This window comes from Paracoccaceae bacterium (assembly GCA_012103375.1).
Taxonomy (GTDB): Bacteria; Pseudomonadota; Alphaproteobacteria; order Rhodobacterales; family Rhodobacteraceae; genus WLWX01.
In genome coordinates, this window is record WLWX01000001.1 from 2,598,934 (window position 1) to 2,613,145 (window position 14,212).

The following is a 14,212-nucleotide window of genomic DNA, read 5'->3' on the forward strand; positions in this document are numbered from 1 at the left end:
TTCCTTTGAGTTCAGGCAGCGCCGGGCGCCAGTTTTTTCTGAAACAGCCGTCCTGCGCTGGCGATCTCATCCTCGATCCCCGCAAGGCGCAACAGATGCCAGGCCAGCGCGTGGTTGCTGGCCGTTACCGGTTTGCCAAGGGCCTGTTCGGCCTCGGCAATGATGCCCGATGCGCGCAGGCTGGTGCAGGAAACGAAGACACCGTCCACATCATCGGAACGGCCAACCGCCTTTGTTGCCTCAAGAATCGACGCCTGATCGATCCGCCCGACGACCGCGTCGCTGTTTTCATAGAACGAGCCAACCAGCGTGACCGGAAACCCCGCCGCAATGAATTTCGCCTGCATCGCGGTCGTCACCTCGGGCGTGTAGGGCGTGAGAAGCCCCAATCGTTTCACGCCCAGCGCGGCCAGTGCGGCCTTGGCCGCGGTCAGCGGGTTAGTCGAGGGGATGCCAGGATGCACACCGGCTATGATCTCGGCGACGCGGTTTTCGCCAATGATCGTCGAGGCCGAGGTGCACCCGTAACCGATGGCATTCAGTCCCAGATAGTCGGGCAACAGGCCGGCGGCGATGGGAATCTCATCAGCCATCCTGGCCAGAGTGTCGGGCGTGACGGTCACATCATTGGCCAGTCGCGCGTGATAGACTGCGACGCCCGGCAGATCGGTCAACGCGCGGAATTCCCATTCCATCGTGTGATCGGATTCCAGCACCAGAAGCCCGATCTTGGCCCGCGCGCCGGCGCCATCATCAACCGAAAACGTCAATCGCTCGATCCGGGCACCGTCCATTTCGTTCTCTCCCCGCATCGGTCAGCCAGCCTCTTGTTGTGCAAAAAACGATGTGCCCTTGGGCACTTCGGGCAATTGCATCTGGTACGTCGAACACCGCACCCGCCCCGACGCTTGGCCGCGCACCAGTTCGTGGGTGAAGCGGCTGGGCAGATGGTTCGGGCTAAGCTCAATCGCATCTTCTGCGTAATAGGTCGTGATGTACAATGTGCGCGGGCTCTCCGAAAGGTTGGGGGCAGATCCGTGCAGCAGGTTCGCATGCATCAGGCAGACCGATCCGGCCTTGCCGGTGCATTTGACGACCTCATCTTCGCGCCCTTCCATCACCTCGTCGGCCACCGCACCGGTGAAGACGCCGCCATGCCAGTGGGAATGGATTGGGCCTTTATGAGAACCGGGGATGACCTCTAACGGGCCGTTTTCAAGCGTGACGTCATCGATGAACAAAAGGCAGGTGATCATGTCGTCGTTTGTCATCGGCTCAAACGGGAAGTCCTGATGCCATTTGACCTTGGTCGCGGTGCCGGGAAGTTTGGAGTTGACCTTGCCGTGATGAAACCGAAGCCCCGGCCCGATCAGCTCGGCACACAGATCGACGGTGCGGGCGTTGCGCATCGCATCGGCATAGACCTCGGACACTTCTTCGGGTGACTGCACACGGCGGAGGCCCGGAACCTCGGCACTGTGGCCCGGTTGCAGGTCGAACCGGGGGCGACCGTCGAGGGTTTCGCCATAATCGGCAGCATGGGCGCGGCTTTCTTCGACCCAACTGGCGAACACCTGACGCAGCGCGCCAAGCTGATCGGCTGTTACCGCGTCTTCAACCACAAGAACACCATCGCGCCAGAACTGATCGTTCTGATCTTTTGTCAGTTGCGCCATGGCCGTCCCCCTCGTCTTTTCGGGTTGGTATATACCAACGTTTTTTCTGGTCTATACCAGCAAGCGTGATACACAAAGCAAAACTTATCGAAGAGCCGCGAAAATTGTCCCTGACGAAATCCAGCACGCCCCGTTTCAGGCAGATCGTCGACGCATTGCGTCAGGACATCGTCGGCGGCAGCTTGCCGCAGCACGCGCCGCTGCCTTCGGAACGGGTTGTTGCCGAACAGCACGACGTCAGCCGGATGACGGCTCGGCGGGCGCTGGAAACCCTGGAACTTGAAGGGCTTGCCTATAACGAGCAGCGTCGCGGGCGGTTCGTTTCGCCGCCACGCCTGACCTATGACATCAGCCGCATGGTCAGCTTTGCCGCCGATGCCCAATCATCCGGGGTGGACCTAGAGATCGAGGTGATCGCCTCAGGCACCTGCCAGGCGACCGAACGGCTGGCGCAATTGCTCGGCATCCCCGAGGGCGAAGAGCTCTTTGAATACACGCGGCTGTTCCGAACCGGCGGGCATGCGATCCTCATCGAAACCGAATATGTGATCGCCAGCCGCTGCCCCGATCTGTTGCAGCACGATCTGCGGCAGTCGACAACGAAGCTGTTAGAGCAGCACTATCAAACCCGTGCCCGCGACGGTGACATCACGATCCGTATGCGCGGCATGAATGCGGCAGAGGCGGAAAGACTTGGCCTGCCGCAGAACCACGCGGGCATCGAGCTTGAGCAGGTGGTCCGCGATGTGAACGGCGATCCGTTCTGCGTCGGCCGCCAGATGTGGCGTGGCGAGTTGGCCGAATTTTCCGCACGCGCAATCGTCAACGCGATGCCCTGATGTGGTCCGACACTGAAAGAAAGGATGCCTGACTTGGAACGTGGATTTTCGAACGCCGAATTCGAAGCGCGCACAGCAAAGGCGCAAACCTTGATGGCGCAAGGCGGATTGGCCGGGCTGTTGCTGATGAACGAACCGGATGTGCGGTATTTCAGCGGGTTTCATACGCTTTTCTGGCAAAGCCCGACTCGGCCCTGGTTTCTGTTCGTCCCGGCCAGCGGCAAGCCCATCGCCGTGATCCCCGAAATCGGGGCCGAGCTGATGCGCCAGACATGGCTGGACGACATCCGCACCTGGAGCGCACCCGCCCCGCAGGACGATGGAATCAGCCTGTTGACCGATCTTCTGTCGCCCTTCGCCGCGCGGGGCGACACCATCGGTCTGATGAAAGGGCACGAAAGCGCCTTGCGCATGCCACTGGGCGATTGGGAGCGGTTGATGACGGCGCTGCCGGGATTGCAAATTGGCGATGCCACGGGGCTGGTTCAGGGCCTCCGGATGGTCAAATCCGAAGCCGAGATCGCAAAACTGTCCCATATCTGCGCCATCGGATCGGCGGCTTTTGCGCGGGTGCCCAGGATTGTCACCGAAGGCATGGCGCTGGACGAGGCATTCCGCCAGTTCCGCCGCGAGGCTTTGGCGCAAGGTGCTGACGATGCGCCCTATGTTGTGGGCGGGGCGGCGCCGGGCGGTTACTCTGATGTGATCTCTCCCCCCTCAGGTCGAAAGTTGGTCAGGGGCGACGTTCTGATGATCGACACCGGCTGCACATGGGATGGTTATTTCTGCGACTTCGACCGCAACTGGGCGATTGGCGCGGGCGACGATCTGGCGCGGCGGGCCTATGATGTGCTTTGGCGGGCGACCGAGGCGGGTATCGCCGCTGCACGCCCCGGCAATACCTGCCGCGATCTGTTCCGCGCCATGTCCACCGTTATCGCCGAAATGGACGACAGCGGCGGCGATATCGGGCGCTTGGGTCACGGGCTGGGCATGCAACTGACCGAGCAGCCGTCCCATGCTGCTTTCGATACGACCGAGTTGAAGGACAATATGGTCCTGACGCTTGAGCCTTCGTTATCTTACGGCGACGGGCTGATGATGGTGCACGAGGAAGACATCGTCGTAACACCCCAGGGCGGTCGCCTGCTGACCGTGCGCGCCGCGCCCGAACTACCGATTATCTGAGGAGGTGACATGCACAAGTACCAACCCGGAGACGACGTCGGCAAGTTAGAGTTCTGGCCATTCGACAACCCCGCCAGCGACTATCGTGTGACGCGGGGCGCGCCCAAGACCTATGGCCGGATTGATCAGGGCGGGCCGGGGCACACCACCCGCTTTGGCATCTGGCGCTGCACCGAAGGCGCGGTTGACTGCACCGAACAGGGCGACGAATTGATGACTGTCCTTTCCGGGCGCTGCCGTATCATCCGCCACGATGACGGCGCGATCCGCGATCTTGGCCCGGGCGACACGCTATTCGTGCAGGACGGCAGCCGGGTCACCTGGGACGTATCCGAGGATGTGACCAAAGTCTTCTTCGGCCACAAGGCAGACGGGTATTAACTGGTGTCTGGGACTTTGCGGATATTGCTGAATTTATTTGAATGTCAGCTTTGGACGACGTTTTCGGAGGGTGCGCGACTTCACCATCAGCTCTTTTCGTGGGTAAAGTTTACGCCAGATCGATTCCCTGAACCACGAAGCGTGCACGCATATCTGACGTAGTATTACCACTTGGGTAATCGACATCCGGCAAGGGCAAACCCAACCAATCACACAATGGACCCCAGCCATCGCCAAGATTATGCACCAAAAGCCGTTCAGGCGAGACGGTCGCAATCACATCAGCGACGTTTTTATTATAAACCTCAATCGCATGCTCGCGATCTGCGTACCGCCCATCAAAGACTTGCTGAGCTACGAGCAAGTGGGACAGGCCCTGCGGGTCGTCGCCACTTTGAAGATACTTCAAAAGGGTTGCTTCAAAACTCTTCCACCAACTCTCCGCTGAGCGCATGGTCAGGATGACCTTTGCCTCGGGATAAACATTGATCAATGTGCGCCAATAGAACGCGGAGGGCCAATCAACACATGCGCTGTAACCTTCGAACAGTTTTTCCCAATCGGGCTTACCACCTTTTGCCAGATCGAGCCAAAGAGGGCGCAGCGGGGAGTCTTCGCCAAGTTCGAACATGTGGTGCGTTGGCCCAACACCCAAAATATTCAGAGCATTGCGCATTGATTCTGTGCCAGTTCTTCCAAACCCGGTTCCAATAACTTTCAATGCCATTTGACTGTCCAATCCAGTAATGAATATACCCATGGCACCAAACGTTTTACGGAAACTCTAGTCAACTAGAAGCCGGCATAGGCCTGACATTTGATTGGTTCTTTTGATGGCTGCGGACATTGGTTGCATCGCAGAATTAGGCGTTGCTTTGATCTCAATCCCGTCATCCGAATTTTCAAGCCAAGCCTCTTAAACCGCCTCTTTGACCGCGCTCAGGAATTGTTGTGTGCGCTCTTTCTGTGGGTTGCCAAAGAGGTCTGCGGGCGCGCCCTGTTCTTCGATCTTGCCATCGTAGAAGAAACACACCCGGTCCGAAATATCGCGCGCAAAACCCATCTGGTGGGTGACCATCAGCATGGTCAGATTATGCTCGGCCACCAGCTTACGGATGACGTTGGTAACCTCGCCAATAACCTCAGGGTCGAGGGCCGAGGTGACTTCGTCAAACAGCATGACTTTGGGGCGCATGGCCAAAGCGCGGGCGATGGCGACGCGCTGTTGCTGCCCACCCGACAGGCGCGACGGGTGTTGGTCCTTCTTGTCGATCATCCCGACCAGTTCCAGCAACTCTTCCGAGCGGTCGCGCGCTTCGGCCTTGGACAGGCCCAGCACCTGCACCGGTCCTTCCATGCAATTCTGCAACGCGGTCATATGCGGAAACAGGTTGAAATGCTGGAAACACATTCCGATGTCCACGCGCCGTTTGCGCAGATGGCGTTGGTTCGCCTCGACCAGCGTGCTGCCTTTGGGCATATGGGTCAGCGGATTGCCGTCAACGTAGATGACGCCACCGTTGATCTGTTCCAGCGTCATCAGCATCCTGAGCACGGTTGTCTTGCCCGAACCGGATGGCCCGATGACCGTGACCATCTCGCCCGCAGCAACGTCAAGGTCGAGGTTGTCCAGCACAACCAGATCGCCGTAGGCCTTCTTGACCTTCCTGAAGCTGACCATGGGCACGTCGGTGCCGGTAAGTTCCTGCGGATAGGCGGACATGTCTTCCATTCAATTCATTCCCAGTTTGCGGCGGACGAAACCTTCGAAGGCGCGGATAAGACCAGCGGCGGGCAGGGACAGCGCCAGGAAGATGATGCCCACCAGTGTATATGCTTCCAGATACCGCCATGTTTCCGATCCGATTGCGTTGGCGGTGTGGATCAATTCGGCGACGCCGATCACGGACAACATCGGCGTGTCCTTGAAGATGCCCACCAGATAGTTGCCCATGCCCGGAATAGCGGGCGGAACGGCCTGGGGGATGATCAGCCGCCGGTAAGTCTGCATCGTTGTCATGTTCAGTGCGGTCGCCGCTTCCCATTGTCCTTTGGGCACACTTTCGATGCCACCACGATAGACTTCGGAAAGATAGCAGGAATAGTGCAACCCAATCGCGATCATGCCCGACACCCAGGGGCTAAGCGTGATGCCGAATTGAGGGCCGACATAGAAGATGAAGAAGATCTGCAACAGAAGCGGAGTCGAACGCACGAATTCCACGAACTCGCGCACCACGAAGGTCAACAAACGATTGCCACTGCGCTGTGCAAGGGCCAGGACCAGGCCCACCACCAGCGCAATTGCGTAACCCGCAGCAGCGGCGATCAGCGTGTTGAGCGTCGCCTCGACAAGTCGGGGCAGGATTTCCCAGGTAAAATCCCATCGCCAGTCGAATTTCGGAAACCACTTTTCCGCGAAGAGCCAGTCAAACATGGATCAGGCCCTCCCCAGTTTGCGCGCCATGAAGGCTTCAAGCCAGCGCATGAACGGTGTCAGCAGGAAGCGGGCGAGGATGTAATAGATAAGCAGTGCGGTGCCGAATATCTGGGCCGAAAGATAGGTGCTGGCGTTGATTTGCTTGGCCTCGAACATCAGGTCCGTGACCGAGATAAGCGATACCAGCGCAGTCCCCTTCAGAACCTCGATCATCAGATTGCCCCAGGGTGGCAGCATATTGACCAGCGCTTGCGGCAGGATAATCCGCCACATGCGTTTTGCCGGGCTCATGTTGATGGCGGTCGCCGCTTCCCATTGGCCTTTGGGCACCGCCAGAATGCCGCCCCGAACCAGTTCAGCGCCATATGCGCCCGTGTTCAAAGCAATGGCCACATAGCCTGCGGTGAATTTTTCCAGCGTAACGCCGAACAGTGGCAGTACGAAGAAAATCCAGTAGAGCTGGACAAGCAACGACGTGCCGCGAAAAATCTCGATATAGGTGACGGCGACGCCTTTCACCAATCGGTTGGGTGACATTTTCATCAACCCGAAGGCCAACGCAAAAATGACGGCGAAGATCGCAGAGAGGAAGAACTGAGCTACCGTGATGCCGGTGCCCGACAACAGCCGAGGCCAGTAGACGTCAATGAATTCAAGAAAGCTCATGTCCCCGCCCCAGTTCGCTGATACTCAAAGAGCGTGGCAGGCCAATCGGCCTGCCACAAGTCCTTGGTCGTATGTTGCCCTAGCGGTTGGCGCAGGCCCATTCGGTTGTGACATCACCGGGGAGGTGAACGCTTGAGTATTCGTGATCCTCAACCTTGGCCATCATCTCTTCCGAGCCGACGTAGTCCTTGAGCGCTGCGTTGAAGGCCACAAGGAAGTCCTTGTCTTCATGACGGAAGCCGATGGCCGCAAAGTTCTTGCTCCACTCTTCCATCTGCGACGCATCGCCAAGTTCGATTTCTTCATGGTCCGCCGCAAGATGCTGGGCTTCGAAATCAGTCAGGATTGCTGCATCTGCACGGCCGGCCTTCATTGCCGCAACCATTTCGGTCGGACCAGGCACCTGCATGATGTTATCGTCTGCAATTCCCAGTTTCTTTGCCGCCTCAACAGTGTTGTAACCAGCGCCGGTCACCATGGTATGGCCACCGTCCAGCACGTCGGTGTAGCTGTTGATGCCCTTCGGGTTGCCCGTTGCAACCAGAATGCCATCGCCGGATCTGGCAACAGGTTCCGAGAAGGATACATTCTCGCAGCGCGAGCCAAGAACATACATGCCGCCGGTGATCAGGTCGAAACGCTCTGCTTTCAATCCCGGGATCAACCCGCCCCAGTCGGTGACGACCGGTTCAATGTTCGTCAGACCCATTTTGGCCAGAGTTTCGATGGCAATGTCGTTGGTAAACCCATCTGCGTTGCCGTCTTCATCCGGGTAACCCCAAAGCGGAATGTTCGCAAATCCGATGCGGATCGTCTCTCCCGCGTCGATGCGATCCTGTAGCGGGCCGGCAGTGGCCGATACTGCCGTTGTCGCCAGTGCGAAACCCGCAGCAATCAGCGTCTTAGTGAATTTTGTTGGCATGGTGTCCTCCGTGTCGTTTTCCGATTTTCCCTGCACAATTCTGCACAGCGCCGAGGGAGGGGTGTGGCGTTGCATACACACGCCAAATTCTGATGGTTCGATCCCCTCAGTGTGAAAACCATCCTATCGGGCAATTGTGATTTTTTTCGTCATTATTCCAGAAATCCTGACGAAATACGTTGCCATGCGCGGAAACACGGTTATCACTCGCGTCATGGATGACAAAGATCAAGAAATACTTCGCCTTGTGCAGTCAAACTCTCGATTGACCGCAGATGCCATCGGACACGAGATTGGCCTGTCGCCGCCTGCTGTTCAAAAACGCCTGAAAAGACTGCGCGAAACCGGTGTGATCGAAAGCGAAATTGCGGTGCTTTGCCCGGCCAAGGTGGGCCGCGAAATGACTGTGATCGTGCAAGTCATGCTGGAACGGGAAAGCCGCCTGCATCTGGACAGTTTCAAACGCCGCATGAAGATCGCGCCCGGTGTACAGCAATGCTATTACACGACTGGCGAGGCGGATTTCATATTGGTTGTGATTGTAGAGAACATCAAAGCCTATGAGGCCTTCACCCAGGAATATTTCTTCGACGAATCCAACGTAAGCAAGTTCACCTCTTCAATCGTGATGGACCGCGTCAAGGTTTCCCTTGATATCCTCTGATGTCTTGAGGCGCCCGGTAAGGTATCGCCATGGTTGGTCGAAAACATCGCGCTTTGTCCGGCACGCTCAGACGTCGCACCCCAACCGCCCATCTGGGGTTCAACCATCGCATAACGGCGCCCCGTATCCGGGTGGTTGCCTGCAATGACGGTGCCAAAAATGCTGGCGAAATGCCCGGCGGGCAATTTGCCGGGCATCGCCTGCGCCATACAGTGCCACAGCATATCGATCAGCTTCATCCGCGTCTCAAAGTAATAGGCGTGGGCCGCAGTGGGTCTGCATGGAAAACCGTGCCGGGTGTGGTCAGGACCTCCAACGGGGCAAAAGACCCCGCATTGGTGAACCGTTCAGGATCGGTCATCGGTTATGGTGATGAATGCCTCCCAGGCGCAGCCATCGTCCTGTGGTTCCTCAATAGAGAAGGTGCCTTTCGGCAAGCTTTTTAGCCCTGCTCGGGCGCGCCGCTCTCCGGTTTCGCGGGCCGAGGCTATCGCGGCTGCAAGCGCGCCAGACCCATAGCGCTGACACAAACCGCGAATAATCGATGCCGCACGCCGCCCGGCAGAGACTTGCGCCCAAAGGTCGCCCTGCACAAAGTCGGGCAGGCGCGAATTGGTGCGGATGATGTCAAACACAGCCTCGTTTCGCGCGCCACCATCAAACAGGCGCACGATGGGCAGGCGCAGCCCTTCGGCAATGATCTCGGTCGACATCGACCCCGGCGTGTGCCCGCCAATATCGCCCCAATGCGCGATCGAGGCGACCCAGGCGACGATATTCCCTTCAAAGAACACAGGCTCGGCCATGACATCGAGAGTGAACTGGTCAGTCATGGATCGTACTAAGATCGCGTGGAAGACCGGACAGGATTTCAGGGCCGTCCGCGCGCAAGATCACAATGTCTTCCAGCCGGATACCAAAGCGGCCCGGCAGGTAGATGCCGGGTTCGATTGAAAACACCATACCTTCCTCCAACACCGTCTGCGAAGCCGCTGTGATATAGGGCGTTTCATGCACTTCGATGCCCATGCCATGACCGGTGCGGTGCATGAAGTATTCACCATATCCCGCGTCTGTAATCACGCCGCGCGCCGCGTCGTCGACGACATGCGCGCGCACGCCCGGTTTCGCCGCCGCCATCGCTGCCTGCACGGCGCGCTCCACAATCTCATGCACCTCGCTGTAGCCGTCCGGTGCAGCCCCCATCACCGCCATGCGGGTAATATCGCTGGAATAGCCCTGCATCCCGCCGCCGATATCCATCACGACGGCATCGCCTGCTTTCAGGATAGTTTCGCCCGTTTGATGGTGCGGGAACGCGCCGTTGCCACCGGCGCCGACAATACAGAACAAGGGTGCCGCACCCTGATCTTTGAACGTTTCGCGCACCACTTCCGCGACCTCACTCTCGCTCATACCAACGCGCATCGCAGCCCACGCCGCCTTCATGGCGGTATCTGCGATCAGGGCATTGCGCTTGAGCTTGTCATATTCATCCGTGTCCTTGCGCATCCGCAGCGCGCCGATCGTGCTGGCGGTGAACTGGCGTTTCGCATCCGGCAAAGCGTCCTGCACCAAGGCCGCAAAATCCGCGCGCATGGTTTCATCCAGCACGATGCTTTTGGCACGCGCCGCATCCGCTTCCTTCAAGAGCGCTGCAAAGGCTGCGTCCGGCCCCTGATCATCAGCCCATGGGTGGAATGGCAGGTCGGTATGCTGACGCGCACTTTCCGCCTCTAGCGATGGCATCAAAAGGCCCGCGTAGTCTTGCGTGACACACATAAGCAACGGGCGTTCATCCGCATGCGGGCGCAAGCCGGTCAGCCACGCCAGATGCGCGCCAGCGCCAAGGGCCACCAGATCCACGTCCTGGGCGCGCATCGCCCCTCGCAATCTCTCCAGTCGGGTCATATGCCATATACCTTTGCTACACGTTCCGGCGTCACATAGCCGTTTTTGATATCCATCTGCATCGCCTCTGGCGCGCGGTTTTTCGGATCACCATAGCACGCCCCGCATGAGGTGATCACGCGGATCACATCATCGGATGTGACGTCAAATCCTGATACGAATGCGGTGCGCTGTGTCTCTCCATCCGCCATGTCGATCTCGACAAAGTTACCAGAACCATCCGCGCGCCCTTCAAGCGACCAGGGTTTGACCAGGGATCGTGTATAGCCCGCTGTCAGAAACCCCTGATCCGTTTCGAAATAGAACCCGATGGCCCCGCGTTTTTGGGCATGAAACACCAAGCCTTCGCGCGTCAAAACCTTCAGCGGGCGGAACGAGCCATCATTGGCAGGCGTGTCAGGATCGGTGAGCGATTTGAACACCATCTGCGCACAAACGATGGTGCCGTTGCGGCAGATATTGGTCGGGCCATCATCCTGATCAGGATTGTCGCGCAAATCGACCAGGAATTCGTCATCCGTGATCGTCACTTTGACATTGTAGGTGCGCCCGTCGTCCTGCGGCTCGGACAGTTCAAACGTGCCTTTGGACAGCTTTCCCAGCTCGGCCAGCGCTGTTCTTTCGCCAAACTCCATGAAGCTGACCATGGTGCGCTTGAAGGTTGGCACACCATATTTGACGGCCATACCTTCCAGCCGCTTGGCGCCGACCCAATCACAGGCATCGCCAGCACCAGATCGTTCAGATGTGTCACCCCACCGTGCCACGGATCATTGGTGATAAAGATGTCGCCAGGCTTTACGTCCGCACCGAATTTCCCAAGGATGAACTGCGCACTTTTTTCGAGCACGCCAACAAAAGCGGGGATACCCGCACCTGAGGACGCAATGCGTCGTTCTGAATCCGTGATGCAGGTGCCCATTTCGAGCACCTCGTAGATGATCGAGGACATCGCAGTGTTGCGCATCGCGGCAAACATCTCATCCGCGGCGGCTTGCAATAAATTCTGGATGATCTCCAGCGTGATGGGATCGTCGCTCATTTGCTGGCCTCCAATTCAATATAAATGTTGCGATATGCATCGAGCGTGACACGATTGCCCGGATGGATCACGATGGTGGTGCCGGGATCTTCGACAACCGCAGGCCCGTCGAATGTCATGCCAGGCATCAGCTTTTCACCATCATAGATTGTGGCGTCGTGTTTGCCTTCCAAAGCGTAATCGGCCTGTCGCATGCCCTTTTTGGCCGCGCCGGCATCTGCATCACCCAAAGCAGCAGGCACCATTTCCAGTTTGCCAACTTCAACACGCGCGACCAGATGGTTACCGACCATCTCAACCAGGGCGTCCAGGCGGTAGGTATATTCCTGCTCATACGCGTTGTGGAAATCCTCGATGATCTTGGTCAGCCCCGCCTCAGTTACGCCGCCTTCCAACAGCACTTCGGTTGTGTGCTCCTGATTCTGATAGCGGAACTTGCCGTAGCGCAGGAAACCGATGCTGCCGGTATCGACACCTTCGCCTTCAAACGTGGCACGGGCGTTGGCTTCGGCCGCTGCAAAGACACGCTCAATCCGCCCGGCTGATCCTGCGCACCACTTTCCACCATCGTGATCGGCACCGCAGATGTCGCCGCCAGGCTGTCCACACCGCAGTTGCTTTGCATGATATAGGGGCTTTGCTTAAGGCCCTGATTTTTCAATCCCTCGTCCAGCTTGCCCAAATATCGTGCCGCAACTGGCTGCACATAAGCGTTCAGAACGGCCGTATTGGTGCGCTCGTATTCGCGCCATTCGCGGGTGATCTGGTGGCTGGCAACGGTCGAAACCTCGGGCCACAGGCGATTGATTTCAGCCAGAACAGCCTCTTCATGGGCGGTATTTGCATAAGAATGCAGCAAGCAGATCGCCACCGCCTGAACGCCCACGAACTTGAAGCCATCCAGCACCGCAGGCAAGCCGGACAGGTCCAACGGCTCACGCTCGGCACCTTGATAGGTCATTCGCCCCGGCACTTCGGCCCGCAGATAGCGCGGCACAAACGGCGCGGGCTTTTCATAATGCAGGTTAAAGAAATCAGGGCGGTTGCCGCGCGCAATCTCAAGCGTGTCGCGGAAACCCTTGGTGGTGATCAGGCCGACGTTGACGCCTTTGCGTTCGGTCAGCGCGTTGATGACCACGGTTGTCCCATGCACCATGAAATCCACGGCAGCCGGTTCAATCCCGCCCTTGTTCATCACGTTCAGAACACCATTTTCAAAATCCGGCGGCGTGGTGTCGGCTTTTGCTGTGGTGATCTTCAGCCCGTCAGGGCCGCTTTCAATAGCGACCAGATCGGTGAACGTGCCGCCCACGTCGGTGGCGATGCGCGTCGTATTGCCCATGATCAGCCTCTCCTTTTGAGATTTTCATTCAGCAGGAACGCGATCGCGCCCGCCTGTTTCAGAGTTTCGGCTGCCGCGACCCGCTCCGGCGTGAAATGCCCCGCCACGTTGAGGCAGTTGAGCGTGCCCATCACCTTCCCCGCCACGACAATCGGCACATTCATGCAGCTTTCGCACCCCAGCGACTGGATCAGCGGATAGTCGGGAAACACTTCCGCAATCTCTTCGATGGAATTTGCCACAATGGTCTGATGCGCGCCCTGAACGTGATCGGTCCAACGGTCATGCTGCATCGGTTTTTCGCCGCTTACAGGGTAGGCCTCAGGCATATTCGTGAAATTGCGCCGCGCCACGCCCTTGTCGTGATCAATCTCCATCAGCGTGAACAGGGTCACGCCCACAGTGTCATTCACCAACCGCTCCAGCGCCATCGCGATCATCACGCGCTGGTTCATCCCGCCCGATAGCCGGAAGGCGTAAGAGGCAAGCACCCGCGCAGGATCAGGGATGGCAATATCTGCAAGCAGTTGTGCGGCGCGGGCCTCTGCCTCAGCGCGGGGCAGCTTAGGATCTCGGCGGCGCAGGACTTCGGTGACCTGACGGGCGATGGTGAAGACCGGGTTCAGCGAGGATGTGGGGTTTTGTAAATCATCGACATATCGGTGCCGCACGGTCCTTGCGCTTCATGGCACCTATGTCGCGCGCGTCGAAAATCACCTCACCGCTGATCCGCGCGCAAAGATCGCCGCGAAGTCGATCAATACCACAAGGATCAGGCCCAGCAGCAACAGCGGATCGCCCGCCAGAATGCGCAAAGCCCGGATCATGCGCCGCTGCCCCGCGTTGAATAGCGGATGCGCGGGTTAAGCAGCACAATCAGCAAATCAACGATGATGTTCACTATCAAAAAGGTGATCGCGATGATCACGACCGCACCCATGATCGCGCTCAAGTCCTTGCGCAGGATCACAGCGCCGCCATAACGGCTGAGGCCGGGCCACGCAAACACCGCCTCGACCAGAAACGCATTGCCGAGCATCGCTGCAAAATCCAGCCCGATGATGGTGAGCCGCCGCAACAGAAGGCGAAAGATGGCCGTCATCACACCGCTTTCAAATGGAGGAGAAAACCGGGGGCCAGG

At 58.3% G+C, this 14,212-nt stretch carries 13 protein-coding genes and 5 pseudogenes; 4 read left to right on the plus strand and 14 right to left on the minus strand.

Features of this window, described 5'->3' with window-relative positions; genetic code table 11:
* Positions 1-11: 11 nt before the first annotated feature.
* Together GKR99_13245 and GKR99_13250 are read right to left on the minus strand one after the other, a co-directional pair.
* Positions 12-812 (minus strand): Asp/Glu racemase, encoded by an 801-nt coding sequence (locus tag GKR99_13245; protein ID NKB28460.1) that lies wholly within the window; start codon positions 810-812, stop codon positions 12-14.
* A 3-nt stretch (positions 813-815) separates the two neighbouring features.
* Complete coding sequence (locus tag GKR99_13250; GenBank protein ID NKB28461.1) at positions 816-1,676, minus strand: phytanoyl-CoA dioxygenase family protein; 861 nt, start codon at positions 1,674-1,676, stop codon at positions 816-818.
* Positions 1,677-1,762: 86 nt separating this feature from the next.
* On the opposite strand from GKR99_13250, the gene GKR99_13255 reads away from it, so the two are divergent.
* From GKR99_13255 to GKR99_13265, 3 genes are read left to right on the plus strand one after another with little or no spacing between them, the layout of a single operon-like run.
* Complete coding sequence (locus tag GKR99_13255; GenBank protein ID NKB28462.1) at positions 1,763-2,515, plus strand: UTRA domain-containing protein; 753 nt, start codon at positions 1,763-1,765, stop codon at positions 2,513-2,515.
* Between the two features lie 24 nt (positions 2,516-2,539).
* Positions 2,540-3,703: a M24 family metallopeptidase gene (locus GKR99_13260; GenBank protein NKB28463.1), complete on the plus strand. Its 1,164-nt coding sequence runs from the start codon at positions 2,540-2,542 to the stop codon at positions 3,701-3,703.
* Positions 3,704-3,712: 9 nt separating this feature from the next.
* Positions 3,713-4,084, plus strand: coding sequence for a DUF861 domain-containing protein (locus tag GKR99_13265; protein NKB28464.1), 372 nt, complete (start codon positions 3,713-3,715; stop codon positions 4,082-4,084).
* Between the two features lie 109 nt (positions 4,085-4,193).
* On the opposite strand, the gene GKR99_13270 is transcribed toward GKR99_13265, so the two are convergent.
* The 5 genes from GKR99_13270 to GKR99_13290 all read right to left on the minus strand — a co-directional run bounded on the left by GKR99_13270 (position 4,194) and on the right by GKR99_13290 (position 8,112).
* The gene (locus tag GKR99_13270; protein ID NKB28465.1) at positions 4,194-4,811 is read right to left on the minus strand and encodes a sulfotransferase family protein; all 618 of its coding nucleotides are present in this window, start codon (positions 4,809-4,811) and stop codon (positions 4,194-4,196) included.
* A gap of 189 nt (positions 4,812-5,000) precedes the next feature.
* Positions 5,001-5,816, minus strand: coding sequence for an ectoine/hydroxyectoine ABC transporter ATP-binding protein EhuA (gene ehuA / locus GKR99_13275; protein NKB28466.1), 816 nt, complete (start codon positions 5,814-5,816; stop codon positions 5,001-5,003).
* Positions 5,817-6,521 carry an ectoine/hydroxyectoine ABC transporter permease subunit EhuD gene (gene ehuD / locus GKR99_13280; protein ID NKB28467.1) on the minus strand — a complete coding sequence of 235 codons (705 nt, stop codon included), beginning with the start codon at positions 6,519-6,521 and terminating at the stop codon, positions 5,817-5,819.
* Positions 6,522-6,524: 3 nt separating this feature from the next.
* Positions 6,525-7,190: an ectoine/hydroxyectoine ABC transporter permease subunit EhuC gene (gene ehuC, locus GKR99_13285; protein ID NKB28468.1), complete on the minus strand. Its 666-nt coding sequence runs from the start codon at positions 7,188-7,190 to the stop codon at positions 6,525-6,527.
* A gap of 79 nt (positions 7,191-7,269) precedes the next feature.
* Complete coding sequence (locus GKR99_13290; protein NKB28469.1) at positions 7,270-8,112, minus strand: transporter substrate-binding domain-containing protein; 843 nt, start codon at positions 8,110-8,112, stop codon at positions 7,270-7,272.
* A gap of 214 nt (positions 8,113-8,326) precedes the next feature.
* Between GKR99_13290 and GKR99_13295 the strand changes: the two genes are divergently transcribed.
* Positions 8,327-8,776, plus strand: coding sequence for a winged helix-turn-helix transcriptional regulator (locus GKR99_13295; GenBank protein ID NKB28470.1), 450 nt, complete (start codon positions 8,327-8,329; stop codon positions 8,774-8,776).
* Here GKR99_13295 and GKR99_13300 read toward each other — a convergent pair.
* From GKR99_13300 to GKR99_13330, 7 genes and pseudogenes are all read right to left on the minus strand, one after another.
* Positions 8,671-9,609, minus strand: a pseudogene (locus GKR99_13300) (hypothetical protein). The gene GKR99_13295 and the pseudogene GKR99_13300 sit on opposite strands and share 106 nt — an antisense overlap.
* Positions 9,602-10,687 (minus strand): M24 family metallopeptidase, encoded by a 1,086-nt coding sequence (locus tag GKR99_13305; protein ID NKB28471.1) that lies wholly within the window; start codon positions 10,685-10,687, stop codon positions 9,602-9,604. The pseudogene GKR99_13300 and the gene GKR99_13305 overlap by 8 nt, the downstream one beginning before the upstream one ends.
* Positions 10,684-11,729: pseudogene (locus tag GKR99_13310) on the minus strand (hypothetical protein). Before GKR99_13310 ends, GKR99_13305 begins: the two are co-directional and overlap by 4 nt.
* Positions 11,726-13,071, minus strand: a pseudogene (locus tag GKR99_13315) (hypothetical protein). The pseudogenes GKR99_13310 and GKR99_13315 overlap by 4 nt, the downstream one beginning before the upstream one ends.
* A gap of 2 nt (positions 13,072-13,073) precedes the next feature.
* Positions 13,074-13,511 carry a GAF domain-containing protein gene (locus tag GKR99_13320; GenBank protein NKB28472.1) on the minus strand — a complete coding sequence of 146 codons (438 nt, stop codon included), beginning with the start codon at positions 13,509-13,511 and terminating at the stop codon, positions 13,074-13,076.
* A gap of 294 nt (positions 13,512-13,805) precedes the next feature.
* Positions 13,806-13,898 (minus strand): annotated as a pseudogene (locus GKR99_13325) (D,D-dipeptide ABC transporter permease).
* Positions 13,895-14,140, minus strand: a pseudogene (locus GKR99_13330) (ABC transporter permease subunit). Before GKR99_13330 ends, GKR99_13325 begins: the two co-directional pseudogenes overlap by 4 nt.
* Between the last annotated feature and the right edge of the window lie 72 nt (positions 14,141-14,212).